We start from the raw sequence: 25,032 nt of genomic DNA, 5'->3' as shown, positions 1-25,032 counted from the left end.
GCTCTTCCGTCTATAACTAATGCGTCTTCGAGAGAAAGAGGCATGTGATGCAGATTCCGTACGTCAGGCACGGGTTCGTGGACGTCGAAGGGGTCGAGGTCTTCTACCGGGAGGCGGGGCCGGAAGGCGGGGTCCCGCTGCTGTTGCTGCACGGGTTCCCGTCCGCGTCGCACCAGTACCGGCGGCTCATGGACGCCCTGGGCAGCCGCTATCGGGTGATCGCGCCCGACTATCCCGGATTCGGGCACACGCGGACCCCCGACGGGTTCGAGTACTCCTTCGACCGGCTGGCCGACGTCGTCGAGGGGTTCGTGGAGGCGATCGGGCTCGGGCCGTTCGTGCTGTACGCGTTCGACTTCGGCGGGCCGGTCGGGTTCCGGGTGGCCGAGCGGCATCCCGAGTGGATCGCGGGGCTCATCGTGCAGAACGCCAACGCGTACGACGAAGGGCTGTCCGAGGCGGCGCGCCAGGCCGTCAAGGAGCCGTCCGGCGAGCTGTTCACGCTGCCGTTCACCCGCGGCCAGTACGTGGACGGCACGGCGGACCCGGCACTCGTGGCGCCCGACGGATGGACGCTCGATCAGCACTTCCTGGACCTGCCCGGACGCAAGGAGGCGCAGCTGGCCCTCGCCCGCGACTACGCCGGCAACCTCGCGCGCTACCCGGCCTGGCAGGCATGGCTACGCCTGCACCGCCCGCCCACCCTGGTGCTCTGGGGGCGGGGAGACGCGATCTTCCTGGAGCCGGGCGCCCACGCGTACCGGCGTGACGTGCCCGAGGCGGAGGTGCACGTCTTCGACACCGGGCACTTCGCGCTGGAGGAGAAGCTCCCGGAGATCGCGCCGGTCATCGCGGGCTTCCTGGAAAGGACGATCACGTGACGAAGCCCCACGGTTACCCGTGGGGCCCGACGAGCGTGACGAAGATCCGGCGCGACGGCCGGGCCCTCGTCACGTCAACCAGGAACGGCTATCGACGGCCGGAAGGACGGTCGTCTTCGTCGTCTCCGGCGCCATAGTCAGCGGCGTAATCGGCATAGCGATCCGCCAGCTCATCGTTGAGGTCGTCGGCGTCGTCATTGCGGCTGGGGTCTCCGACCCCGAGTTCGTCGCGAAGACGGTCAAGATCTGTGCCACCGCTGTTGTACTTCAGCTGGCGAGCAACCTTGACCTGCTTGGCCTTTGCTCGGCCGCGCCCCATTGGCTCGACCCCCTCGTGTGGGGTCGTCCCCGACCCCTCGTCGCTAACGCACCACACACTGACGCCGCTCTCTTTGGGCGTCAGCCTATCGTTCGCCTATTACCGTACCTGTTTTGTGCCCAGCTCGGTACGTCGTATGGGCGTGGGCCGTCAGCGGCCCAGCCAAATGCCCCTAATACGCCCGACTTCCGACATTCTGCGCTCGGCTAGCCTATCCGCTGCGACAGCGGGAGGAACGCCCTCATCGGCAGCGATTTGGAAGATCTTCAGGGTCGTGTCGTAGATCTGGGCGGCCTTCGATCTGGCTCGTTCCATGTCGAAGCCCTCGATCTCGTCCGCGACCTGGATCACGCCTCCCGAATTGACGACATAGTCGGGCGCGTAGAGGATGCCGCGCTCGGCGAGCTGCTTCTCCACCCCGGGGTGGGCGAGCTGGTTGTTGGCCCCGCCGCAGACGATTTTCGCCCGCAGCCTGGCCACCGTCGCGTCGTCGAGAGCGCCGCCCAGCGCGCACGGCGCGAACACGTCGATGTCGGATCCGGTCAGCTCGGCCGCGTCGGCCACCACGTCGACCTCCGGGTGGCGCAGGCGCACCCGCTCGACGGCCTTGGGGGCGACGTCGCAGATCACGACCTCGGCGCCGTCCTCGCGCAGGAGGTCGACCAGGCGGTGGCCCACCTTGCCGACCCCTTCGACGCCGACGCGCCTGCCGTGCAGCGACGGGGTGCCGTACACGCGCTCGGCCGAGGCCCGCATGCCCTGGAACACGCCGAACGCCGTCAGGATGGAGGAGTCGCCCGCCCCGCCGTAGGCCGGCGAGCGGCCGGTCACGAAGCGTGACTCGCGGGCGATGACGTCCATGTCCTCGCTGTAGGTGCCCACGTCGCAGGCCGTGACGTAGCGCCCGCCGAGCGACTGCACGAACCTCCCGTACGCGCGCAGCAGCGCCTCGTTCTTGTCGTGGGCCGGGTCGCCGATGATGACGGCCTTGCCGCCGCCCAGGTCCAGCCCGGCCAGCGCGTTCTTGTAGGACATGCCCTTGGCGAGGTTGAGCACGTCGGCCAGGGCCGCGCTCTCGCTCTCGTACGGATAGAAGCGGGTGCCTCCCAGCCCCGGGCCCAGGGCCGTGTTGTGGATGGCGATGATGGCACGCAGGCCGCTCTGCTCGTCGGCGCAGAACACGACCTGCTCGTGGACGTCCTTTTGGGACGAGCCGAAGACGTCGGTCACGGTAGTGACTCCCTGTCCGGTCCGCCGCACCTTTGCGACGGAGATCACCTCACAGCGTAGTAAGCCACAACGGTGCACGCAGGTTCGCTTCATGACACGATGCCTCCGTGCTGCCCTATGCCGCCTACCTCCGCGTCTATGAGCCACTGACCGCGTTCGCCGAACCCGAGCGCAAGGTGTGGGCCGACTACGCCGACTCACGGGACCGCCCGCGCCGCGCGAACGCGCTCAATGCGGAGCACGGCGAGTCGGTGATGCGCCTCCTCGGCATGCCCCCTCAACCCGTTCCCGCCCAGGAGAGCCCCAACGCCTATCTGCGGCGTGTTGAGGACCGTCTCTATGTCTGTCCATGGCAAAGCCGTTTGCGCTCGTGGCTGGCGTTCTCACGGCTGCGTGGCACCACTCCGGTGAAACTGATGGACCGTCTGGTGCCCAAGGCGATCGCGGACCAGGTGGCGGACGACTTCGACCGGTACAAGCGGCAGGCCGGTTCGTCCGCGTTGCGTACGCACATTCGCACCACGGCGTGGCATGTGCCGCCATCGTGGTTCGTGCCGTTTGATGGGAACGAGCGCTGGCTGGTGCTCGGCTCCGCCAACCCTGGACAGGACGTGACGACCGCTACCGGACGCAACCTCATCTACGTCACCTCCATGGCGCAGGCCAGGAGGCGGGCGGCCAGGGCGCTCAACGTGCTGCGCAGGCACCTGGGCGACGTGTCGGCCAACTTGGACGTGGAGGACGTCGCCAGGTGGCTGGAGGAGTTCCACCCGCACTCGCTGGTGGAACTCGACTACGGCGGCCTCGTCCACCTCATGGACGACGACGCGCTGCAGGCGGACCAGTCCGTGGCCGAGCTGTCGGCCGCCCTGACGGGCCTGGACACGGGTCAAGAAGAACTTGCCTACGCCATGTATCAGAGGGTGATCCTCCGGTGGAAGTCAATGCAACAGCTGGAATCTGCCAACTGAGGCTCAATACGACCGTCTGACCTGCATGAGTAGGTCACGTCTCCCGGCTGCTCTCTTCTGCGAACTGAGTAGTTTGCCGTTTTCACTGCGATACCACGAACCGTGTCGCTAGAATCACCGAGCGTGACATCGCCGCGGGGGCGGGCAGTTGGGTCAAAGAAGGGCTCGCCAATCGCTCTGCGTGGCGGTATGGTCACATCGGGTGATGCCGCATATGGCTCAGAAAAGCCGCACGCTCTGTGCCATAGGGGGACATCCGTGACACGCGCAAAGGCAGTCACAGGATCGCTAAGCCGGTCCACACGGAGGAGAGGCCGCACAAATGTCAGCTCGTACACCCGAGGCCGAGCCACTGCTCACGCCCGCTGAGGTCGCGACCATGTTCAGGGTCGACCCCAAGACCGTAACGCGGTGGGCCAAGGCGGGTAAGTTGACCTCGATTCGCACCCTCGGCGGGCATCGGCGTTACCGGGAGACCGAGGTCCGGGCACTGCTCGCGGGCATTCCGCAGCAGCGCTCGGAGTAAGCGAGGGTCGTCACGGATCCTCAGGGGGGTTGAGGGTGAGCCAGGCCGACGGCCTGGTCCACCGTTGTGACGACAACGTCGCATGGGAGAGTTGGCGCCGCCCGCCCGGCGCCATCCTTCTCTCACGCTCCGAGTCCGCCTCTGCGGAGCAGAGGCCAAATTACGCGAGTCGTTCCAAGAGCGTGGCTACGTCGCTGTCGTAGGCGGCGGCCACGCCGAGCAGCGCGACCATGTGATCAACGAGCATCTTTTCCAGCGTCGGTCGCTCTATGTCACGGTGCTCGAGCCAGTCGAGGCCGGCCGTCTCCACTGAGGCGATCCACGAGCGCAGCGTCGTGCGCAGCACCGGGCTGGCCTCGTCGACCCGCATCTGCCTCAGGATGAGGCGGAACAGACGCTGGCGTACGCCGTCGACGATCTCGCCGATCTCGCCCGCCCGGTTGGCGGGACCCCCGCGCAGCAACGCGGCGAACCCGGCCGCGTGCTCCTCGACGAAGTCGAAGTAGCGCCTGAGCCCGGAGGCAAGTTCCTCGAGCGGCCTGCCGCCCTCATGGGGCCGGAGCCGGGACTCCAGCTGCTCCGCCGCGCTCCTCAGCGCGGCCACATAAAGCTCCTGCTTGCCGCCGAAGTAGTGGTAGACCAGGGCCCGCGAAGCGCCCGCCGCCGAGGCCACGTCGTCGATCGAGACGTCTTCCGCGTCACGGGTGCTGAACAGCTCGAGCGCGGCCGCCATCAGTTCCTCGCGACGCCGGTCGACGCTGAGCCTGCGCCGCGCCGGCCGTGCCGTCTCGGCTGACTTCCCGGGTGTCACACCTGCACAGTAGCCGACGCCGTGCCACCCGTTCCCCGGGCCGACCCGTGACGATTCTCTGAGTCAAACAGTGAGAAGGCCGTACCCTGCGGCGAACTCGATCGTTTGGTCAGGCAGGTGCCCATATCCGCATCGCGGGGGAGACACATGTCAGGACCGCCCGTCAACACTTCAACCATTACCGAGCTCAGAGAGGTAGACACGCTGCCTCGGCCCAGACCGACCATCCGCAACGTCGCCGAACGAGCCGGCGTCTCGAAATCGCTGGTCTCTCTCGTGCTGCGCGGATCCCCGCACGTGAGCGAGCACCGGCGCCAGGCCGTGCTGCAGGCGGCCCGCGAACTCGGCTACCGGCCGAACGCGGTCGCGCGGAGCCTGGTCGAGGGCCGTACGCATCTGGTGGGTGCGCTCGTCGCCGACCTGCACAATCCGTTCTACGCAGAGTTCCTCGACGGTCTGCAGGAGAGCCTGCACGGCGACGGCCTGCGCATGCTCATAGGGAACAGCCAGTGGGACCCGGCGTTCGAGGACGAGGCCGTCGAGGCCTTCCTCGAGCTCAGGGTGGACGGGCTGGTCCTCCTGGGCATCGCGCCGACCAGCGAGACGCTGATCGAGGCCACCGCCTACACCCCGACCGTCGTCGTAGGGGAACGTGACATCGAGCTCGACGGAGTCGACATCGTCGTCGACGACGACCAGCTCGGCGCCCGCCTGGCCATCGACCACCTGGTCGAGCTGGGCCACAAGCGCATCGCGCACATCGAGGGCCGGCGCTCGTCGCGCTGCGAGGGTTACCTCGTGGCCATGCGCAGGCACTCGCTGGCGCCGTACATCATGGTCGAGGCCGCGGACTCGACCGAGGAGAGTGGCAGGGAGGCGGCAATGGCGCTGCTCACCCGCGACCCCAGGCCCACGGCGATCTTCGCCGCCAATGACGTGGTCGCGCTCGGCGTGCTCTCGGCCGCCAGCGACCTGGGCCTGCGAGTCCCGCAGGACCTTTCGGTGGTCGGCTACGACAACACGCACCTGTCGGCCTCCCACCACATCTCACTCACCTCGGTCGACCAGCCCCGCCGCACCATGGGAAGGTCGGCGGCGGCGCTGCTGAGCGACCGGATCGGGGACCCCGCCAAGGTCTCGCGCCTGCGCGAGATCCGCCCCGAACTGATCGTGCGGCGCAGCACGGGTCCCGTCTAAAAGACGCTCAAGGCTGGGTCAAGCCGCGCGGAGACGTGGCCGCGCGGCTGTTTACTCGTCAGGGTCATGCTATTTGTGGCCGGATTCGATCCGGCCATGACCTGATCCGGGGGAACAGTCATGCGTGATCCGGAACTAGTGTCTTGCGCCCAGCGCGCGGCGGCCGAGCTCGAGCGCGCCTGGGGCCACTGGCGGGCGGGGAGGGGGCGGGGCGTCGACGGCGCCGCGGAGTCGGTCGCCAGTTACGTCGCCCACTCCCTCGACCACCCGTGGGGCCGGCCCCGCGTCGTTCTCGGGCTCGACGCCGAGGACGCGCGGGAGCTGGCGGCCCTGCTGGAGCGCCAGGAGATCGGCGAGCGCGTCTGGTGACGGGTTAGGGGCCCGGCCAGGACGTACGATTCCCCTCCCCTCGCCGTAGTCGGCATAAGACGGGCTTGAGCTCCGGGCGTGCCGTAAGTTGGAAGCCATGCGTGCTCTGCCAGCCTCAGTTCTCGCCGTTTGCGGCCTGATCGCCTCCGCGTGTGGCGGCACCGGCACCGGTGGCGCCGCGGCAGGTCAGGCCGCTCCCGCGACCAGCGCGGAGCAGACCGCCGCGGAGCAGACTCCCCTCAAGCAGACTCCCGCCAAGCAGTCCCCGCCCGACGCCAAGCCCCTGGAGGGCAAGGTCGTCGTGATCGACCCGGGCCACAACGGCGGCAACTACCGCGACCCCGCGGCCGTCAACCGCAAGGTCAACGTGCTGACCAAGTGGAAGCCCTGCGACACGACGGGCACCCAGACCAACAGCGGCTACACCGAGGCCGCCTTCTCCTTCGACGTCTCCAAGCGGCTCGTCAAGATCCTCGAATCCCGCGGGGCGACGGTCAAGCTGACCAGGACGAGCAACAACGGCGTGGGCCCGTGCATCACCGAGCGGGCCGCGATCGGCAACAAGGCCCGCGCCGACGCCGCGATCTCCATCCACGGCGACGGCGCGGCCCCCGCCAACCACGGCTTCCACGTCATCATGCCGAAGAAGATCAACGGCCCCGTGGACAAGGTCGTGAGCGCCTCCAGCAGGCTCGGCATCGACGTGCGCAACGCGTTCGCCAAGGGCACGGGCCTGCCGTACTCCACCTACATCGGCCGCAACGCGCTCGACTACCGCAACGACCTCGGCGGTCTCAACCTGTCGACCGTGCCGAAGGTCTTCATCGAGTGCGGCAACATGCGCAACGCCGCCGAGGCGGCCAAGTTCCAGGATCCCGGCTTCCGGCAGAAGATCGCCCTGGCGCTGGCGAACGGATTGCAGCACTATCTCGGAACATGATTCCTCGCCCAGCGCTGCTCAGTGATCTTGCCGGTTCCTACGAGCTGACCGCGGGCGCGACGGTGTCCGGCGACCTGGTGGACGCCGTACGCCGCGCGCTCCCGCTGCTCGACCTGCGCCCCGGTGACGCGGGCGAGATCGACGTCCGGCGGGATCCGGCGCTCGGCGAGGAGGCGTACCGGCTGACGGTGGGTTCGCGGGGCGTGGAGATCGTGGCCGGCGGGCCGGCCGGGGCCTTCTACGCGGCGCAGTCGCTGCACCAGCTGCTGCCCGCCGCCTCCTACCGGTTCTCCACCGGGACCTCGTGGCCCGTTCCAGGGGTGCGGATCGAGGACGCGCCGCGCTTCGCCTGGCGCGGGCTGCATCTCGACGTGGCGCGGCACTTCTTCCCCAAGCGGGAGATCCTCCGCCTGCTCGACCTGATGGCGATGCACAAGCTCAACCGCCTCCACCTGCACCTGGTGGACGACCAGGGGTGGCGGGTGGAGAGCAGGGCGTACCCGCTGCTGCACGAGGTCTCCTCGCACCGGCCGCGCACGGCGACCAACTACTGGCGCGAGCCGGACACCTACGACGACCTGCCGCACGGGGGCTACTACACGCTCGACGACCTGGCCGAGATCGGCGCCTACGCCCGCGCCCGGTGCGTCACGGTCGTCCCCGAGATCGACGTGCCCGGGCACGCGTCGGCGATCCTGGCGGCGTACCCGTCGCTCGGGGCCACGGGGGAGCGGTACGACGTGCTCGACCGGTGGGGCATCTCCTCGGCGATCCTGTCGCCGCTGCCGCCGACCGTCGAGTTCCTGACCACGATCTTCGACGAGCTGATCGGGGCGCTGGGCGAGACGCCCTACGTGCACATCGGCGGCGACGAGGTCGTGCTGGACCATTGGGGCGAGTCCGCCGAGATCATCGCGTACCGCGACTCGCTCGGGCTGGCCACCTCCAACGACCTGCAGGCGTGGTTCCTGCGGCGGCTGGCGGACGCGCTGGCCGAGCGGGGCGCGCGGGCCGTGGTGTGGGACGAGGCGTTCGTCAGCGGCGGGCTGCGGGAGGACACCGTGGTGATGCCGTGGCGGGGCATGGGGGTGGGCCGCCGGGCCGCCGCGGCCGGGCACGACGTGGTGGCGACCCCGGTGTTCCCGCTGTACTTCGACTACGCGGAGGCGGCCTCGGCGGACGAGCCCATGGCCATCGGCGACGCCGTCACCGTCTCGGACGTGGCCGCCTTCGACCCCGCGCCGGACTCCTGGACGGAGGAGGAACGCGCCCGGGTCCTGGGGGTCCAGGCGCAGCTCTGGACCGAGCGCGTGCCAGACGCCCGCACGGTCGACTACCGCCTGTGGCCGCGGGCGTGCGCGCTGGCGGAGGTCGGCTGGACGGGCCCCGCCGACGGCTTCGAGGGACGGCTGGAGGAGCACCTGGGGCGGCTGGACGCGCTCGGGGTGGAGTACCGCCCGCTCGCGGGGCCGCACCCGTGGCAGCGGCGGCGCCCGCACCGGCCGGGCGTGGTGCGCGTCTCCGAGGTGATGGCCCGCATCGACGGCATGACGCACGACGCGGAGTCGACCCGCCCCAGCGTGTGACTCAGAAGGCCGGGCGGTCGTTGAGGATGCGCTGGAACAGGCGGCAGGTCTGCCACCTGCCGTCGATCTCGAGGTAGCGCTCGGCGGTGCCGTACGGCTCGAACCCGGTCTTGACCAGCACCTGCTGCGAGGCCGCGTTGTCGAGCAGGGTGCTGGCCGCGATCCGGTGCAGCCCCAGCTCCTCGTCGGCCATCCGGCACACCTCCCGCACGGCGCCGGTGGCCAGGCCGCGCCCGACGTAGCCGCCGTCCACCCAGTAGCCGAGGTCGGAGCTCAGCCAGGGGCCGCGGACGATGCCGCTGAGCGTCGCGCGGCCCACGATCTCCTCGCCGTCCGCGAGCACCCAGGCCATCGCCCGGCCCTGCGCCTGATCCTCGAGCAGGCCCTTGAGCCGCTTGGCCTGGCCGGCCGCGGTGAAGAACTCGTCGAGCCTGCGGGGCTCCCACCGCTTCAGGTGGTCGCGGTTGCGGTCGTAGGCGCGTACCAGGGCCTCGACGTCCTGCTCGGCGGCCGGGCGCAGGATGACGCCGTCCGCTAGAGGTACCTCTTCGATCATTCGCCCCACGATAGGGGATTCAGGCGGTACGGCCGATGGCGTCCGTGATGGACTTGAGGCCGTGGCGGCGTACGCGCCTGGAGAGCTGGCGGTGGATGCGCGAGGCCCAGAACGGGCCGCCGTAGACCCAGCCCGTGTAGCCCTGGACCAGGGTGGCCCCGGCGAGCAGGCGCTCCCAGACGTCGTCCACGTCCTCCACCCCGCCGACCGACACCAGCGTGAGCCGGTCGCCGACCCTGGCCCGCAGGCGCCTGAGCACCTCCAGCGAGCGGCCCTTGAGCGGGCGGCCGGACAGCCCGCCGGTCTCGCCGCCGTGCCTGATCGTGGTGTTGGTGGCGATGATGCCGTCCAGGCCCAGCTCCAGCGCCAGGTCGGCGACCGCGTCCACGTCCTCGTCCGCGAGGTCGGGCGCGATCTTCACCAGCAGCGGCGTGGGGCGGGCCGTGCCGTCCGCGACCTCCTTGACCGCCGTGAGCAGCGGCCGCAGCAGCGAGACCGCCTGGAGGTTGCGCAGCCCCGGCGTGTTGGGCGAGCTGACGTTGACCACCAGGTAGTCGGCCAGCGGCGCGAGCTCCTTGGCACTGGCCACGTAGTCGGCCACGGCCTCCGACTCGGGCACCACCTTGGTCTTGCCGATGTTCACCCCGACCACGACGGGGACGCCGCGGGGGCGGCGCAGCCTGCGGGCGGCGGCGGCCGCCCCGGCGTTGTTGAAACCCATCCGGTTGATCACCGCGCGCTCTCCCACCAGCCTGAACAGGCGCGGGCGCGGGTTGCCCGGCTGGGCGTGCGCGGTGATCGTGCCGACCTCGACGTGCCCGAACCCGAGCGCCGCGACGCCCTCGGCGCACGCGGCGTCCTTGTCGAAGCCGGCGGCCAGGCCGAGCGGGCCCGGGAAGTGCACGCCGAACGCGGTCACCCGCAGGGCCGGGTCGCGGGGCGCGAGCGTGCGGAAGAGCAGCCGCTTGACCACGGGCAGCCGCGCGAGGAGCGCGAGGGCGCTCACGGTCTGATGGTGCACGGCCTCGGCGTCGAAACGCCGCAAGACCTGCGTGAACACGAGGCGATACATCACGCGTCAGGCTACCAACCCGGCCTCGTGGGCGATTATCGCGGCCTGCACGCGGTTGCGCACGCCGAGCCTGGTGAGGATGGCGCTCACGTACGCCTTCACCGTGCCCTCGACGATGTGCAGCTCACGGGCGATCTCGCCGTTCGACATGCCCGCGCCGAGCAGGGCGAGCACCTCCGTCTCGCGGTCGGTGAGCGAGCCGATGCGGTCGCGGGCCTGCGCGCCCTTGGTCATCCGGCCGCCCGCGAAGTGCGCGATCACCCGCTGGGCCACCCTGGGCGACAGGTACGCGGCCCCGTCGGCGACCGCGTGGATCCCGGCGATCAGCTCGCGCGGATCGCCCGACTTGAGCAGGAACCCGCTCGCCCCGATGTCGAGCGCCTTGGCGATGTAGTCGTCCTCCCCGAATGTGGTCAGCATCACCACGGCCGTGCCCGGCGCGACCCGGCGCATCTCGCTCGCCGCCCCCAGTCCGTCGAGCCTGGGCATGCGGATGTCGAGCAGCGCCACGTCGGGGTGGTGGCTGATGGCCAGGTCGACGGCCTGCCTGCCGTCGCCGGCCTCGGCCACCACCTCCAGCGACGGGTCGGAGGCGAGGATGGCCTTGACCCCGGCCCGGATCATGGCCTCGTCGTCGGCCAGGAGTACGCGGATCACGCCCTCTATATTGCCGACATGGCACAAGTGAAGGTGTACGGGCGCAGGGACGTGTGGGCCGGGCGGCAGCGGGAGGTCTCCGACCTGGTGCAGTCGTGCCTGGTGAGCGCGTGGGGCCTGCCGCAGGAGAAGCGGTTCCACCGGTTCCTGCTGCTGGACGAGGACGACTTCATCTGCCCCGGGCGCAGTGACAAGTACCTCATCATCGAGGTGATCTGCTTCACCGGGCGCAGCGACGACGCCAAGCGGGCGCTGATCAGGGAGATCTACGCCAAATCCGGCTATGAGCCCGAGGACGTGGAGATCACGATCATCGAGATGCCCCAGACGAACTGGGGAATCCGCGGGGTGCCCGCCGATGAGCTCACCCTCTCGTACAAGGTCGAGGTCTAGCTGACGGTATGGTCCGACTCATGAGCACTCACTATGACGTCGTCGTTCTCGGCGCGGGTCCGGGAGGGTACACGGCCGCCGTCCGCGCCGCCCAGCTCGGACTGCGCACCGCGGTCGTCGAGGAGAAGTACTGGGGTGGCGTCTGCCTGAACGTGGGCTGCATCCCGTCCAAGGCGCTGCTGCGCAACGCCGAGCTGGCCCACATCTTCAACAACGAGGCCAAGACGTTCGGCATCAGCGGCTCGGTCACCTTCGACTACGGGGCGGCCTTCCAGCGCAGCCGCAAGGTGGCCGACGGGCGGGTCAAGGGCGTTCACTACCTGATGAAGAAGAACGCCATCACGGAGTACGACGGCCGCGGCACGTTCCTGGACGCGAACACGATCCAGGTGAACGGCGAGACGATCACGTTCTCCCATTGCATCATCGCGGCGGGCGCGACCACCCGGCTGATCCCGGGCACCCAGCTTTCCGAGCGCGTGGTGACGTACGAGGAGCAGATCCTCACCGAGGAGCTGCCCGAGAGCATCATCATCGCGGGCGCCGGCGCCATCGGGGTGGAGTTCGCGTACGTGCTGCACAACTACGGCGTCAAGGTGACGATCGTGGAGTTCCTCGACCGGGTGGTGCCGCTGGAGGACGAGGAGGTGTCGGCCGAGCTGGCCAAGCGCTACAAGCGGCTCGGCATCGAGGTGCTGACCTCGACCCGCGTGGACGCCATCGAGGACACCGGCGCCTCCGTCAAGGTCACCGTCACCCGCGGCGGCGAGACCCAGGTGCTCGAGGCCGACAAGGTGCTGCAGGCCATCGGGTTCCAGCCGCGCGTCGAGGGCTACGGCCTGGAGAAGACGGGCGTGGCGCTGACCGACCGGGGCGCCATCGCGGTCGACGGGCGCTGCCGTACGAACGTGCCGCACATCTTCGCCATCGGCGACGTCACCGCCAAGCTGATGCTGGCGCACGCCGCGGAGTCCATGGGCATCATCGCCGCCGAGACGATCGCCGACGCGGAGACCATGGAGCTCGACTACGTGATGATCCCGCGCGCCACGTACTGCCAGCCGCAGGTGGCCAGCTTCGGCTACACCGAGGCGCAGGCGCGCGACTTGGGCTACGACGTGAAGGTGGCGAAGTTCCCCTTCACGGCCAACGGCAAGGCGCACGGCCTGGGCGACTCGGCCGGCTTCGTCAAGATCATCAGCGACAACACGCACGGCGAGCTCCTCGGCGCCCACCTGATCGGTCCCGAGGTCACCGAGCTGCTGCCGGAACTGACCCTGGCCCAGCAGTGGGACCTGACGGTGCACGAGGTCGCCCGCAACGTCCACGCGCACCCGACGCTCGGCGAAGCGGTCAAGGAGGCGATCCACGGCCTCGCCGGCCACATGATCAACATGTGACCTTCCCGGAAAGCAAGGTCCTCGCATCGGGAGGCACTTCGTGCCATGCGAGTGCTCGGGCCCTGCCCCCCAGGGGCTCCGCCCCTTCGACCCCGGGAAACCCCCGCTCGCTGCGCTCGCCGGCGCCCACCCGTTGCGCGATTACCGGGTTGGCCTGCTGGAGCCCGCCCCGAGCGGTCCTCACTGACGCTCGGGCTGTCTCCATAGGGATCGGGGCTTCGCCCCGATCCCCGGCGAGGTGGCCTGCCGGCCCCCTCGCGCTCCCCCGGCTGTGGGCCGCATTCTCCACGGGCATGTCGTCGGCCGTGAAGCGGGCTCGAAGGCGTGGTGGCCGGCCAAGAGGGATGTATGGATGCGGGGACATCAAGCACCGTCGATCGTTCGTGCAGGCCAGGCGCAGTGAGAGGGCGTTGCGTCGGATGAACATGCGGGGCGTGACGAAGGCGGCGGCGAGGTCCACGGCGCTGTTGCTCTTCTCGGTGCAGCACCGCAGCTTGCCGTGGCCGTTCATCCACGAGCTGCACCGCTCGACCACCCACCACTTGCCAGCCTGGATCGGTGCGGGCACACCCTCACGGCCATCTCGCCGCTGAAGCCGAAGTCGTCGAGCAAGGCGCGAGTCCTGGCACTGTCGTAGCCCCGGTCGAGATTGACGTTCACCTGCTCGGAGCGTGCTCCTACCGGGCTTTCGTTGCTTCGAGGGCGGGCCCGAGCAGTGGTGTGTCGTGCCGGTCGGCGCCTGCGGAGACAATCCCCAAAGGGGTCCGGCACGGACGGAGGTTGTGCCGGCGTCACACCGGCCGACTACTCGAGATCGAGGACGGCTTTGCCGTGGAGGCGACGGTCGAGCAGAACCTTGACTGCCTCGGCGTGGCGAGTCCAGGGGCCGCGCCAGCTGATGCCCGGATCGAGGGTGCCTGCGGCGATCTCTCCGGCCAGCCAGGTCAGATCCGCAGAGAAGTCGGTCGTGGGGTCGCCGAAGAGGAAGAAGGTGCGGATCGACCGGTCGTGCCGTCCTCCGGTGCCCAGTAGGGCATCCGGTGACAGCACCGCGTCGGCCTCAGAGGAGCGGCCTACGCTGATGAGGCTGCCGCCGGCCGACAGGGAGGCGAAGGCGTCGACGAGGTGCTGTCCGCCGACGTTGTCAAGGACGGCCCACACGGCCTGCTGCACTGCGGCCGGCTCCGGGTGGACCTCGTGGGCGCCCAGGGCTCGCAGCCCGTCCGCCTGAGCGGTGCTCCGGCTGATGGCAACGACGTGCGCGCCGGCGCGGGCGGCCAACTGGACGGCGTAGCGGCCGACGCCGCCGGAAGCACCGGTGACCATCACGCGGCGACCGAGCAGCGATCCCATCTGACGTAGCGCGTGCAGGGCGCTCAGCCCGGCCACGGGAACGGTGCTCAACGCGCCGGGATCGGCGTCCCTTGGCGCGGTGCCGAGCAGGGCGGCGGGTACGGCCCGCAATTCGGCCCAGCCGGCCTCCCCTCCGAGGGTGACAACCCTCTCTCCCTCGGCCGGACCCGAACCGTCGGCGGCCGCCTGGACGACCACGCCGGCCGCGTCCCATCCGAGCACGGTGCCGTCCGGCATCTCCGGACGGACGGCCTCATGGACCTCACCGAAGTTCAGCGAGACCGCCTCGACCCGCACGAGCGCCTCGTGGGCGGCGGGTCGCGGGGCAGGGACGTCCGTCAGCGACAAGTGTCCAGGTGAGGTGTGATCCACGACGAGTGCACGCACAGGAAGACTCCCTTTCCATAAAGTGCCACAGTGTGGCGTTTGCTTCAGTAGAGCATATGCGTGATGTCGGCGTAATTGGTACAGTGATGGTGATGACGACCGTTGAACAGCCCGCCACCCTGCGCGAACGCAAAAAGCTGCGTACTCGCCAGGCACTGATCGACACCGCCAGCACTCTCTTCGGCGAACGCGGGTTCGACCACACTCCGCTGGACGCGCTGCTGGAGCAGGTGGAGGTGTCCCGGCGGACCTTCTTCCGCAACTTCCGCTCCAAGGAGGACGTGGCGCTCACCGCCGTCAAGCAGCTCTGGGACATCTACCTGGAAGTCTTGGACGGCATCGAGAAGTCCGGTCCGCTGGCTGATGTCTTCCTCGCTGCCATGCTGACCACCCTGGAGCACATGGACGAGGACTGGTACCGGCGCTTCCCGCTCACGCTCCGGCTGATCGCCGACTCGCCCGCACTCGACGGGTACACGCTGCGGCACTGCGCCGAAGTCCAAGCCGAGATCGCGTGCCGATTTGACGAACAAAACCGTCTCGAACTGCGGCTCCTCATCGAGTTCTTCGTGGCCACCTGGCGCTGCGCTCTGGACCAATGGCTGCCCGACTGCACACCGGGCGAACTGCCCGCGCTCTTGCGCCGGGCCTGCTCAACCATGAACTCCGCCCTCAGCCTGGAGGCATGAGCTCGTTCTGTGCCGCCCGGCCTCGAACAGAGCCCGGACGTGACCACCGCCCCACCAGGTAGGCCCGCCACCCCCACGTTCCGGCCGCCCAACGCCGCGAACGCGCCCGCGTCGATGCCGAGAACGGCATCCGCTGTGGCGGCCGGCTCCAGGCTCCGGCAGCCTGAGTCCTTACCCGTCCCGATGATCATTTCATTTCACAGCACTAGTGCTGTGAAATGTCCGGTGAATGTCCGGGTGCCACCCTCGTCCGGGTCCTATTCGGAGACGAAGCTGTAGTCAGCTCGGTTTCGGGTCGTCAGAAACCGACATGCGTGTGCGCTGTTAGAACCGAAGACGGAGACGACCATGCCTACGAAAATCATACGGACAGGGCTAGTGCGGTGACCAAGAACCTTCACCGGGTCTCTACCCTTATCGCATGACCACGGAAGATCGACTCTCCACTGTCGATGACCTGCTGGCCCGCCCTTTCCCGAGCGAAGAAGAACGAACGGTGCCGGCCAGAGGGACTTGGGAGGGCTATCACTCCAGCGGACAGCGCCACCACATGTGCGTCCTGAAGGCCAGCAGGGACTTTTGGGACGACCGCAGTGAGGATGTCGTCGAGGCGGCAGAGGAAGAGATCGCCGCCGCCTTCGAGGCGCTGGCCACCGCCCTGACGTCGCGCTGGGGCGGACCTGAGGCGGTCGATCTGCGGCCTTACCTGGAGAATGAGATCCCAGCGCCTGAGCCGATAAGCGAGCTCTGCCAGCTCAGCGGTGAGATGTTCGTCTGGTATCCGGGCGCTGGCCGATGGGTTGCACTCGCGGTCGGTCAGGCTGATTCGGAGTTCCCGATCCTGCTGCTCGCAGCCGTTGGTGAAAGGTCGCTTCTGTAAATGTCGTGGAGCCCAAGGCCGTCCGGTGAACCTTTGTGGTCACCGCACTGGTGGCCATCGCTACAGCCGCGACGGCCATAGCCTTGCCGCACCTGCAGAAGCGCACAGTTAAGAGTGGGAAACGTCTGCAGGATCCTCGGAAGCTGGCCCGATTCAGACGTCTGGGTGACAGTAAGGTACAGCGGCGGCACTCTCATCCGCTATGACGCGCCTACTCTCAGCGGCCTGTGTTACCCCCACTCCCTAAGGGCCAACCCCACCGATGTCGGGTGCTGTTGGCGGCCTTCAGGAACGAACAACCAATGCACGGGGTGGAAGGCCATCTGACCTCTTCTGCAGCTTCTGTCCTTCTTGGTCCATGAGCCTGCGGACTTGACCGGCTGTGCCGCCTTGCCTCCCAATCGCCGGCCGAACATGATCAGCGCCATTCAACCGGCCATGACGCCCTACCGCTCGGCGATCGTTACCGGTCACAGCACTAGCTCGCGTGTTTCTGCCGTGCTCGTGGCGCCAGGACATCGGACAAGAAGTCACTCAACATTTCCTCCGCGCGTGCATGCGCCTTGGCGCGTGTACGCTCCATGGACTGAGCCACCTCGAATGTCTCGCTTTTCATGGCGATGCCGTCGCGCCCGAACAGGCGCGGGTAAAGCACCAGCTTGTGGTGGTAATCGACGATTGAGAACAGCAATCCGGAGCCAACCCAACCTTTCTCGCAAGTCATGGAACCCGGGGACGGCTTCCATTCGATCTCGGGAAGGCGGTTCGACCGGCCCCTGCTGATCACAGGCTGCGCGTTCATGGTGTGGCCTCCTGCGCTGCCGGCTTCCCCGCCAGAGCAGTGGCACCGTTAGCCGGCTCGGACATCTCCGCGTACTGCGCTACCAGGAGAGCGACACGTTCTGGGAGGTCGGCCGGTAGGGCCTGGATTCGATCGGCCTGCGGCCCATTGCCAGGGCCGACGCGTGGTAGTTCGACCATGTAGCTTCCTGAGCGTTTCCCGACGCTCACGGTGGCGATCTCCCGACCAGCGTCGGCGTAGATGATGAGTTCCGGTGGATGCCATAGGTTCTCGCCGGTTGCGCAGAGCGTGATCAGGCATCGGCCGACGCGGCGCTTGATCAGTTGGGCGTTGATGCCCGCGACCGTCAGATGCTCCAGAACCCGGTCGAGGGCAGCGTTCTGTGCCTCTGCCGTCTCCCGAGTGACGGCCTGGCAGAGCAGAGCGTCACCCGACCTCATCGTGTCTGTACCTGCCATGCCTCAACCGTAGGAAGCCCAGGTCAGAGTGTCTGTGGCACTTTCATTCGGCCTTGGTGGGGAGTGCCACTACGGCTCAAGGCCGATCGCGTCGGCGAGCGCCCTCATCTCTGCCGTCAGGGTCCGACGCCTGCCGATGATCGTTGTCAGCAGGTCTTTGGCGTAGTGCTGATTTGGCAACCACTCTGGGGCCTCTCGCGTGAGCTGCGTCATGATATCCAGAGCTTTGTCGTATTCACGCAGCATGACGCGGGCGTTGGCGACGTCCAACAGATGCCGATTCCGATTGTCGCTGGTCGGCCTCAAGCCAGGCGATACCTCCCGCGCGAGCTGCAGGGCTCGCTCCGGCTGCGACTCGATGATGGCGTTCTCCACCCGCTTCATCTGGACCGTAGCGGGACCGAAAGTCGTGAAGTACTCGTGATAGCTGCCATGCTCGCGCCCCAAGCGCACGGCGCCGGACAGCGCCAGGCGCATCATCTCGTCGGCCTCATCCGGCCGGTTGTCCCGGATCGCCGCCGCGCTTCCCCGCAACAGCAGCCAACCCCAGGCTGAGAGCTCCATGTTGCTCGCTCTCGACATGCGCGGCTCGATCTCGTCGGCCCAATCGACGGCGCGCACACGCGCCTCATCGAGGCGGCGTTCCCGCAACAGCAGCCAACAGAGGGTGATGACGGCCGATGCCGCCTCGATTCGGTCGCCGGTCTCGATCGCGTCGGTTACAGCCCCTTCCAGGGCGATCTCTGCGACGTCGAAGACTCGGGTCTGCGTCGCCAGCGAGCCGACCAACTGCAGAACCCTCGCGCGGATGGCCAGTGCGTCCGGTCCGCCCTGCTCGACAAGCGTTTGCGCTTCCTTCACGAGTACAGGCAGGACAGCGGTCAGTTCGGCGTACTGGCCATCGTGGTACAGCCGCACCGCTCCGGCCACAGCCGACCGCAAGCCATCCGCCGTAGGGACATCTTCCAGGTCCGTGGCGCCGGTCTGGAGCGCTTCCCGTAGCGGCGCGAGGTCATCCGGATGGCTGCTCTCCGGCTGGGAGGCCCCGTCAGCCTCCAGGAGCGTGGTGGTGGTCACCCCGAGGGCTTCGGCCCACTTGCGTAGCGTCTCGACACGCACGCTGTTGCGCTCGCCTTGCTCAACCTTCCGGACCAGGGACAGGGCGACGCCAGACCGCGCGGCCAGCTCCCGCTGGCTCAGGCCGCGCCGCTTGCGGACGGATTGAAGGCGCTCACCCAGCATGCCTCTATCCTGCGCCATAACGTGTCCACGGGGGCGGCGACAGGTGACGAGAGGACCATAGGTTCTCTGCTCGGTACCGCAATCCGCCGAATCAGGCTCGAACAGCGCCGTCGTCGGGGGCTCTGGTCATTCGGGAAGACCTGCTGTTGCGTGCCGCAAAAGCAATATGAATGCCGTCGGGCATCAAACTGTTTTGCCCCCGAGCAGGCCGAAAATCACGCCCAGACCCGCCCACGCGGCTCTCTGCAGCCATTCCGTCGTTGACGTCTGCGAGGGAGTGGGGTTGGCGATGAAAAGACCCGAATAAATAGCGCCGCCCACGAAGAGCACCGTAAATCCGAGCACCACGAAGAACACGAGTCTGAAATTCCGGTCCACGGTCGTCGCGCCGCCGCCCGGGCTCATTCCGGCCCCCCTGCGTACCGGCGGGGGCGCGCCGGCGGGCTGGGCGGCGCGGGTGGGACGCTTCGGTCGTCGTCGACCTTGATGATCAGCTCATCTATGGGGATGACCTCTTCCGCCATGGCGGCGCGTGCCCCTTGCGGGGACTCGAGCGTGGTCCCGGCTTTCACGATCAGGGTCAGCTCGCCGAGCGGGCGCCTGAATATGGCGTGGAGAGCCGCACGCGTGCCGGAGCTGCGGGCCATCGTCAAGGCCGTGGCCACCAGGGCCGCCGTGGCGAATCCCCAATAGAATCCGTTCATGGCCCCCTCTTGGGTCGCAGTGCCCGACTATCGGCGCGATTCCCTTTTTGTGGGCGCGGATCCCGCCTCCGGGTGAACTTTGACTCAGCCTTTCCGGGGCGAGGGCGCGGCTTCGGGGTCTGGCTGGGGCGCCGGTGAGTGGTTCGGCTGGGGTGACGCTTTGGGTTCTGGCTGGGGTGCCGGTTCAGGGGGTGGCTGGGGTGCGGGTTCGGTGCGGAGCGGGATCTCGCGGATGAGCCAGGCGATCGCGAAGGAGATCGCCGCGAGGGCGGCGGCGCCGAGAAGGAGGGCGTGCAGGCCGCTGGTGACGGCCTCGCGGACGGCGTCGGCCACGGGGGCGGGCAGACGGGGCAGCGATCCGGGCGTCAGCTCGCCACTCCGCTCCAGCCGTTCGGCCTGGCCCGCGCCGAGGCGAGCGGTCAGGTCGGTGCGCATCCGGGCCGCGTACAGGGTTCCGAGCACGGCGATGCCCAGCGATCCGCCGACGGTGCGCAGCAGGGTGACGGTGCCGCTGGCCGCGCCCATGTCGCGCGGGTCGGCGCCGTTGATCGTGATGAGCGTGGTGCTCTGCATCACCAGGCCGATCCCCGTTCCTATGACGAGGGTGAGCGCCGAGGCGGCCGGCGCGGGGGTGGAGGCGTCGAGCAGGAGCAGGGCCAGGGAGCCGGCGGTCATGAGCGCGCCGCCGAGGATCGGATAGCGGCGGTAGCGGCCGTCGCGGCTGATGAGCCGGCCGGTGACCAGTTGCGCGGCGAGCATGCCGAACATCAGCGGCAGCAGCAGCATGCCGGCCGCCGCGGGCGAGGCGCCCTGGACGAACTGCATGTACTGGGGCAGGTAGTTGGTCACGCTGACCATGGCGGCGCCGACGAGGAAGCTGAGGACCTGGGCCAGGGTGAAGCCGCGGTCGGCGAACAGCCGGGGCGGGATGACCGGTTCGGCGGCCCGGCGTTCGACGGCGACGAATCCGGCCAGGGCGAGCACGGAGAGCGCCCCTAGGGCGAGGACCTGCGGTGAGGTCCAGGCGTACGCGGTGCCCGCCCAGCCGGCCAGCAGGGTCAGGGCCACGATGGCGGTGGTGAGCAGGGCCGCGCCGCCGTAGTCGATGCGGGGTTTGACGCGTTCGGCGGGCGGGAGGTGGATCCGGGTGGAGATGATCAGCAGCGCCACGGCGCCGACGGGCAGGTTGACGTAGAAGGTCCAGCGCCAGCTCAGGTAGTCGGTGAGCAGGCCGCCGAGGAGCGGCCCGCCGACGTACGCGATCGGCATGATGACGCCGATCATCGACTGCAGCCGGCCGCTCTCGCGGGGCGGCACGAGCACGCCGATGATGGCCAGCGCCCCGACCATGAGCCCGCCGGCGCCGAGCCCCTGCACGGCGCGGAAGGCGATGAGCTGGCCCATGTCCTGCGACAGGCCGGCCAGTCCCGACCCGGCCAGGAAGAGCGCGATCGCGCTGATGAAGGTCGCCTTGCGGCCGAACAGGTCGCCGACCTTGCCCCAGATCGGGGTGGTGGCCGCGGCGGCGAGCAGGTAGGCGGTCACTACCCAGGGCAGGCGGTCCAGGCCGCCGAGGTCGCCCGCGATCGTGGGCAGCGCGGTGCCCACGATCAGGCCGTCCAGCATGGCCAGGAACATGCCGAGCAGCAGGCCGAACACGCCGACGTAGAGAGATCGGTTCATGGCGCGTCACGCCGCGTACGGTCGGACGGCCTTGGCCTCGCGCAGCGCCTGCGCCCACCAGGCGAGCCGGTCCAGCATCACCTTGGTGGCCGGCTCGACGGCCGGGTCGACCGCTCTGCCCTCGCCGTCGAACTGCTCCCAGACGCGCTGGAACCCGATGCTGTCGCGGATGGTGACCGCGTGCAGCTCGGCCAGGACCAGGCGCAGCTGCTCGACCGCGCGCGTCCCGGCGGAGAAGCCGCCGTAGGAGACGAAGGCGACCGGCTTGGCGTGCCACTCCGGGCCGTGCCAGTCGATGGCGTTCTTCAACGCGGCGGGGAAGCTGCGGTTGTACTCAGGCGTGACGATCACGAAGGCGTCGGCCGCCGCCATCCGCGGTGACACCGCGGCCAGCAGGTCTCTGGCCTCCTGGGAGGCGGGAGGCTCGCCGAGGACCGGGAAGACGGTCGGCAGCGGCGTCTCGACCAGGTCGATGAGGTCGGCTTCCATGTCGCCGCGCTGGTCGAGCAGGCCGACGATCCAGTTGCTGACGACCGTGCCGAGGCGGCCGTCGCGGGTGCTGCCGAGGATGACCGCGACCTTGAGCGGGCTGTCGTTCATGGGGAACTCCGTCTGTGTACGTCGTATTTAGCGAGATACAACGTACACACGAGAATGTACGTTGTCTACTTCGGATACGCTGTATCGGACACCGGAAGGGGAGCCACATGGCCGTCGAGAAAGACAAACCGCGCGAACCGCTCTGGGCGCGCCTGGAACGTCCGGCCCCCGCCCCGCGGCAGACCCTCACGCCGCAGCGCATCGCCACGGCCGCGGTCGGGATCGCCGACGCCGAGGGCCTGGACGCGGTCACCATGCGCCGCCTGGCCACCGAGCTGGGCGTCGCGCCCATGGCGCCCTATCGGTACGTGTCAGGCAAGGACGAGCTGCTGGAGCTGATGGTCGACCACGTCTACGAGGAGCTGCGGCTGCCCGAGGGACTCGGCTGGCGCGAGACGATGCGCGCCCTGGGCCACGGCACCCGCGAGATGACGCTGCGGCACCCGTGGCTGGCCCAGCTGTCCCCGCAGGCGATGCTCGCGCTCACCCCGCGCCGCATGGCCGTCACCGAGCGCTCCCTGTCGGCCCTGGCTGGATCGGGCCTCGACCCCGACACGACGATGAGCGTGTTCCGCGCCGTGGACGCCTACGCCCACGGCGCCATGGCGTCCGAGATCGCCGTGCGGAGCTTCATGGACGAGCGGGGCTGGGCCGACGGGGGCGAGCTGCGCAGTGAGCTCGCCCCGCAGATGACCTGGCACATCCAGACCGGGCGCTACCCCACCTTCGAGGGCTATCTGATGACGGCCACCCGCAAGGACGACGTGCTCTGGCGGTTCGAGACCGGCCTGGAGTACGTCCTCGACGGCATCGCCGCCAAGCTGGGGATCTGAGGAACGGCTAGCGGTAGCGGGCGCGGCCCTCGCCCGGCACCACTTCACCGAGCATCCAGGCGTCCAGCCCGCGTGCCCCCAGCACCCTGACGGCCTCGTCAGCCGAGTCGGCGGCCACGATGGCCGCCATCCCGACCCCGAGGTTGAACGTGCGGTCCATGTCCTTCTGGGCGATCTGCCCGTGCCCGGCGAGCACCCCGAAAACGGCGGGCGGCGTCCAGGAGGACCGGTCGAGTACGGCGTCCAGATGGCCGGGCAGCGACCGGGACAGGTTGCCCTCGATGCCGCCGCCGGTGATGTGCGCGTAGGCGTGCACCTCGACGGTCCGGGCCAGCTCCAGGCAGTCGAGGGAGTAGATCCGGGTCGGCTCCAGCAGCTCCTCGCCCAGCGGGCGGCCCAGCTCGGGCAGGACGGCGTCGAGCGACAGGTCGGCCTCGCGGAGCACGTGGCGTACCAGGGAGTAGCCGTTGGAGTGGATCCCGGAGGACGCCAGCCCCAGCACCACGTCACCCGCCACGACCCGGGAGGACCCCAGCATGGCGGCGGCCTCGACGACGCCCGTCCCGGCGCCCGCCAGGTCGTACTCGTCCGGCCCCATGGCCCCGGGATGCTCGGCCGTCTCGCCGCCCACCAGCGCGGCCCCGGCCAGGCGGCAGCCCTCGGCCACGCCGCCGACGATCTCGGCGACGCGCTCGGGCACCACCTTCCCGCAGGCGATGTAGTCGGTCATGAACAGCGGCTCGGCCCCGCACACCACCAGGTCGTCGAGGACCATGCCGACCAGGTCGATGCCGATGGTGTCGTGCTTGCCGTACCGCTGGGCGATCATGACCTTGGTGCCCACGCCGTCGGTGGAGGTGGCGAGCAGCGGCCGCTCGTAACGCAGGAGGGCCGAGGCGTCGAACAGCCCGGCGAACCCGCTGGCGTCGTCGACCACCTCGGGCCGCCGCGAGCGCGCCACCTTGCTCTTCATCAGGTCGACGGCACGCTCGCCCGCCGCGATGTCGACACCCGCGGCCTCGTAACTACTCACGCTTTGCTCTCCAACACGAACTTGCCCACGTTGTCCTGGTCGATGGGGATCGGGTAGGAGCCGTCGAAGCAGGCCCTGCACAGGCGGTCCGCGGGAATCGTGGTGGCCTTGGTCAGGCCCTCCAGGGAGATGTAGCCGAGCGTGTCGGCGCCCAGCGAGGCGCGGATCTCCTCGACCGACAGCGATCCCGCGATCAGCTCGGCCCTGGTGGCGAAGTCGATGCCGTAGAAGCACGGCCAGGCCACGGGCGGCGAGGAGATGCGTACGTGCACCTCCTTGGCCCCGGCCTCGCGCAGCATCCGGACGATGGCCCGCTGGGTGTTGCCGCGCACGATCGAGTCGTCCACGACCACCAGCCGCTTGCCCTCGACCACCTCGCGCAGCGGGTTGAGCTTCAGCCGGATGCCGAGCTGGCGGATGGTCTGCGAGGGCTGGATGAAGGTGCGGCCCACGTAGGAGTTCTTGACCAGGCCCTGCCCGTAAGGGATCCCGCTCTCCTCGGCGTAGCCGACGGCCGCCGGGGTGCCGGACTCGGGCGTGGGGATGACCAGGTCGGCCTCCACCGGGTGCTCGCGGGCCAGCACGCGGCCCACCTCGACCCTGGTGACCTGGACGCCGCGCCCCGCGATGGTGGTGTCGGGGCGGGCGAGGTAGACGTACTCGAAGAGGCAGCCCTTGGGCTCGGCCAGCGCGAAGCGGCGCGACCTGACGCCGCGCTCGTCGATGGTCAGCAGCTCGCCCGGCTCGATCTCGCGGACGAACGTGGCGCCCACGATGTCGAGCGCGGCCGTCTCGGAGGCCACCACCCACCCGCGCTCCAGCCGGCCCAGGACCAGCGGGCGGATGCCCTGCGGGTCGCGGGCCGCGTAAAGCGTCTTCTCGTCCATGAACACCAGCGAGTAGGCGCCCTTGACCTGCGGGAGCAGCTCCGCCGCCGAGTCCTCGATGGAACGCGTGCGGTCCTGCGCGAGCAGCGTGGTCAGGACCTCGGTGTCGGTCGTCGCGCGGGTGGAGCCCGGAGCCAGGCGTTCGGCCAGCTCCGGGGTGTTGATCAGGTTGCCGTTGTGGGCGAGCGCGAGGCCGCCGACGTCGGTGGAGCTCAGCGTGGGCTGCGCGTTCTCCCACACGCTCGATCCGGTGGTGGAGTAGCGGCAGTGTCCGATGGCCAGGTGGCCGCGCAGGGTGCTCAGCACCGACTCGTCGAAGACCTGGGCCACCAGGCCCATGTCCTTGTAGACGAGAATGCGGCTGCCCTCGCTGACCGCGATGCCCGCGGACTCCTGCCCGCGGTGCTGCAACGCGTACAGCCCGTAGTAGGTGAGTTTGGAAACTTCCTCGCCTGGAGCCCAGACGCCGAAGACGCCACAGGCGTCTTTAGGAGCGCGGTCATCGAGGTCCAGGTCATGGCCGAGCCGGCCGTCGCCCTTCAGCACATGCCTCAGTTTAGGTTGGCCGCTTCT

The 25,032-nt window shown here is 69.0% G+C and carries 28 protein-coding genes and 1 pseudogene; 12 read left to right on the top strand and 17 right to left on the bottom strand.

What is annotated here, in order from left to right:
* The first annotated feature begins 47 nt into the window (after nt 1–47).
* On the top strand, nt 48–881 hold the full coding sequence (locus HD596_RS10360; RefSeq protein ID WP_185069052.1) for an alpha/beta fold hydrolase: 834 nt from the start codon (nt 48–50) through the stop codon (nt 879–881).
* Nucleotides 882–969: 88 nt separating this feature from the next.
* Here the strand turns inward: HD596_RS10360 and HD596_RS10355 are convergent, their stop codons facing one another.
* Nucleotides 970–1,200, bottom strand: coding sequence for a DUF3073 domain-containing protein (locus tag HD596_RS10355; RefSeq protein WP_185069051.1), 231 nt, complete (start codon nt 1,198–1,200; stop codon nt 970–972).
* Between the two features lie 150 nt (nt 1,201–1,350).
* The gene (locus HD596_RS10350; RefSeq protein WP_313043493.1) at nt 1,351–2,430 is read right to left on the bottom strand and encodes a Glu/Leu/Phe/Val family dehydrogenase; all 1,080 of its coding nucleotides are present in this window, start codon (nt 2,428–2,430) and stop codon (nt 1,351–1,353) included.
* Between the two features lie 107 nt (nt 2,431–2,537).
* On the opposite strand from HD596_RS10350, the gene HD596_RS10345 reads away from it, so the two are divergent.
* Nucleotides 2,538–3,401: a DUF8083 family protein gene (locus HD596_RS10345; protein ID WP_185069049.1), complete on the top strand. Its 864-nt coding sequence runs from the start codon at nt 2,538–2,540 to the stop codon at nt 3,399–3,401.
* Between the two features lie 322 nt (nt 3,402–3,723).
* Nucleotides 3,724–3,927 (top strand): developmental transcriptional regulator BldC, encoded by a 204-nt coding sequence (gene bldC, locus HD596_RS10340; protein ID WP_013133571.1) that lies wholly within the window; start codon nt 3,724–3,726, stop codon nt 3,925–3,927.
* A gap of 160 nt (nt 3,928–4,087) precedes the next feature.
* Here bldC and HD596_RS10335 read toward each other — a convergent pair whose 3' ends face one another.
* Entirely contained in the window at nt 4,088–4,738 is a 651-nt protein-coding gene (locus HD596_RS10335) for a TetR/AcrR family transcriptional regulator (RefSeq protein ID WP_313043491.1), read from the bottom strand.
* A 147-nt stretch (nt 4,739–4,885) separates the two neighbouring features.
* Between HD596_RS10335 and HD596_RS10330 the strand changes: the two genes are divergently transcribed.
* The 4 genes from HD596_RS10330 to HD596_RS10315 all read left to right on the top strand — a co-directional run bounded on the left by HD596_RS10330 (nt 4,886) and on the right by HD596_RS10315 (nt 8,830).
* Nucleotides 4,886–5,935: a LacI family DNA-binding transcriptional regulator gene (locus HD596_RS10330; RefSeq protein ID WP_246554279.1), complete on the top strand. Its 1,050-nt coding sequence runs from the start codon at nt 4,886–4,888 to the stop codon at nt 5,933–5,935.
* A 120-nt stretch (nt 5,936–6,055) separates the two neighbouring features.
* On the top strand, nt 6,056–6,304 hold the full coding sequence (locus tag HD596_RS10325; protein ID WP_185069048.1) for a hypothetical protein: 249 nt from the start codon (nt 6,056–6,058) through the stop codon (nt 6,302–6,304).
* Nucleotides 6,305–6,401: 97 nt separating this feature from the next.
* Entirely contained in the window at nt 6,402–7,244 is an 843-nt protein-coding gene (locus HD596_RS10320) for an N-acetylmuramoyl-L-alanine amidase (protein WP_185069047.1), read from the top strand.
* Nucleotides 7,241–8,830: a beta-N-acetylhexosaminidase gene (locus tag HD596_RS10315; RefSeq protein ID WP_185069046.1), complete on the top strand. Its 1,590-nt coding sequence runs from the start codon at nt 7,241–7,243 to the stop codon at nt 8,828–8,830. Before HD596_RS10320 ends, HD596_RS10315 begins: the two co-directional genes overlap by 4 nt.
* A gap of 1 nt (nt 8,831) precedes the next feature.
* Here the strand turns inward: HD596_RS10315 and HD596_RS10310 are convergent, their stop codons facing one another.
* The 3 genes from HD596_RS10310 to HD596_RS10300 are packed head-to-tail and all read right to left on the bottom strand — an operon-like array spanning nt 8,832 to nt 11,115.
* On the bottom strand, nt 8,832–9,386 hold the full coding sequence (locus tag HD596_RS10310) for a GNAT family N-acetyltransferase (protein ID WP_185069045.1): 555 nt from the start codon (nt 9,384–9,386) through the stop codon (nt 8,832–8,834).
* 19 nt (nt 9,387–9,405) lie between these two features.
* Nucleotides 9,406–10,458: a quinone-dependent dihydroorotate dehydrogenase gene (locus HD596_RS10305; protein ID WP_185069044.1), complete on the bottom strand. Its 1,053-nt coding sequence runs from the start codon at nt 10,456–10,458 to the stop codon at nt 9,406–9,408.
* A 6-nt stretch (nt 10,459–10,464) separates the two neighbouring features.
* The gene (locus tag HD596_RS10300) at nt 10,465–11,115 is read right to left on the bottom strand and encodes a response regulator (RefSeq protein ID WP_185069043.1); all 651 of its coding nucleotides are present in this window, start codon (nt 11,113–11,115) and stop codon (nt 10,465–10,467) included.
* A gap of 18 nt (nt 11,116–11,133) precedes the next feature.
* On the opposite strand from HD596_RS10300, the gene HD596_RS10295 reads away from it, so the two are divergent.
* Together HD596_RS10295 and lpdA are read left to right on the top strand one after the other, a co-directional pair.
* On the top strand, nt 11,134–11,508 hold the full coding sequence (locus HD596_RS10295; protein ID WP_185069042.1) for a tautomerase family protein: 375 nt from the start codon (nt 11,134–11,136) through the stop codon (nt 11,506–11,508).
* Between the two features lie 20 nt (nt 11,509–11,528).
* Entirely contained in the window at nt 11,529–12,908 is a 1,380-nt protein-coding gene (lpdA, locus tag HD596_RS10290; protein ID WP_185069041.1) for a dihydrolipoyl dehydrogenase, read from the top strand.
* Between the two features lie 412 nt (nt 12,909–13,320).
* Here the strand turns inward: lpdA and HD596_RS61525 are convergent.
* Both HD596_RS61525 and HD596_RS10285 read right to left on the bottom strand, forming a co-directional pair.
* Nucleotides 13,321–13,669, bottom strand: a pseudogene (locus HD596_RS61525) (transposase family protein); the annotation flags it as partial.
* A 43-nt stretch (nt 13,670–13,712) separates the two neighbouring features.
* Nucleotides 13,713–14,633: a zinc-binding dehydrogenase gene (locus HD596_RS10285; RefSeq protein ID WP_376776144.1), complete on the bottom strand. Its 921-nt coding sequence runs from the start codon at nt 14,631–14,633 to the stop codon at nt 13,713–13,715.
* 71 nt (nt 14,634–14,704) lie between these two features.
* Here HD596_RS10285 and HD596_RS10280 point away from each other — a divergent pair, with 71 nt between their 5' ends.
* Nucleotides 14,705–15,337, top strand: coding sequence for a TetR/AcrR family transcriptional regulator (locus HD596_RS10280; RefSeq protein WP_246554276.1), 633 nt, complete (start codon nt 14,705–14,707; stop codon nt 15,335–15,337).
* Nucleotides 15,338–15,758: 421 nt separating this feature from the next.
* Entirely contained in the window at nt 15,759–16,217 is a 459-nt protein-coding gene (locus HD596_RS10275) for a hypothetical protein (protein ID WP_185069039.1), read from the top strand.
* A 478-nt stretch (nt 16,218–16,695) separates the two neighbouring features.
* On the opposite strand, the gene HD596_RS10270 is transcribed toward HD596_RS10275, so the two are convergent.
* From HD596_RS10270 to HD596_RS10240, 7 genes are all read right to left on the bottom strand, one after another.
* Nucleotides 16,696–17,019: a hypothetical protein gene (locus tag HD596_RS10270; protein WP_185069038.1), complete on the bottom strand. Its 324-nt coding sequence runs from the start codon at nt 17,017–17,019 to the stop codon at nt 16,696–16,698.
* Entirely contained in the window at nt 17,016–17,477 is a 462-nt protein-coding gene (locus tag HD596_RS10265; protein WP_185069037.1) for a hypothetical protein, read from the bottom strand. Before HD596_RS10265 ends, HD596_RS10270 begins: the two co-directional genes overlap by 4 nt.
* 69 nt (nt 17,478–17,546) lie before the next feature.
* Nucleotides 17,547–18,719: a helix-turn-helix domain-containing protein gene (locus HD596_RS10260; protein WP_185069036.1), complete on the bottom strand. Its 1,173-nt coding sequence runs from the start codon at nt 18,717–18,719 to the stop codon at nt 17,547–17,549.
* Between the two features lie 183 nt (nt 18,720–18,902).
* The gene (locus HD596_RS10255; RefSeq protein WP_185069035.1) at nt 18,903–19,124 is read right to left on the bottom strand and encodes a hypothetical protein; all 222 of its coding nucleotides are present in this window, start codon (nt 19,122–19,124) and stop codon (nt 18,903–18,905) included.
* On the bottom strand, nt 19,121–19,423 hold the full coding sequence (locus tag HD596_RS10250) for a hypothetical protein (protein ID WP_185069034.1): 303 nt from the start codon (nt 19,421–19,423) through the stop codon (nt 19,121–19,123). Before HD596_RS10250 ends, HD596_RS10255 begins: the two co-directional genes overlap by 4 nt.
* Nucleotides 19,424–19,507: 84 nt before the next feature.
* Nucleotides 19,508–21,106: an MDR family MFS transporter gene (locus HD596_RS10245; RefSeq protein WP_185069033.1), complete on the bottom strand. Its 1,599-nt coding sequence runs from the start codon at nt 21,104–21,106 to the stop codon at nt 19,508–19,510.
* Nucleotides 21,107–21,112: 6 nt separating this feature from the next.
* A complete protein-coding gene (locus tag HD596_RS10240) occupies nt 21,113–21,706 on the bottom strand; it encodes an NADPH-dependent FMN reductase (RefSeq protein WP_185069032.1) in 594 nt (197 codons plus the stop codon).
* A gap of 107 nt (nt 21,707–21,813) precedes the next feature.
* On the opposite strand from HD596_RS10240, the gene HD596_RS10235 reads away from it, so the two are divergent.
* A complete protein-coding gene (locus tag HD596_RS10235) occupies nt 21,814–22,539 on the top strand; it encodes a TetR/AcrR family transcriptional regulator C-terminal domain-containing protein (protein ID WP_185069031.1) in 726 nt (241 codons plus the stop codon).
* 7 nt (nt 22,540–22,546) lie between these two features.
* On the opposite strand, the gene purM is transcribed toward HD596_RS10235, so the two are convergent.
* Both purM and purF read right to left on the bottom strand, forming a co-directional pair.
* Nucleotides 22,547–23,572 (bottom strand): phosphoribosylformylglycinamidine cyclo-ligase, encoded by a 1,026-nt coding sequence (gene purM, locus HD596_RS10230; protein WP_185069030.1) that lies wholly within the window; start codon nt 23,570–23,572, stop codon nt 22,547–22,549.
* A complete protein-coding gene (purF, locus tag HD596_RS10225) occupies nt 23,569–25,005 on the bottom strand; it encodes an amidophosphoribosyltransferase (RefSeq protein WP_185069029.1) in 1,437 nt (478 codons plus the stop codon). The genes purM and purF overlap by 4 nt, the downstream gene beginning before the upstream one ends.
* Between the last annotated feature and the right edge of the window lie 27 nt (nt 25,006–25,032).

The organism is Nonomuraea jabiensis, assembly GCF_014204795.1.
GTDB lineage: Bacteria > Actinomycetota > Actinomycetes > Streptosporangiales > Streptosporangiaceae > Nonomuraea > Nonomuraea jabiensis.
This window is presented reverse-complemented; position numbering and strand designations above follow the sequence as displayed.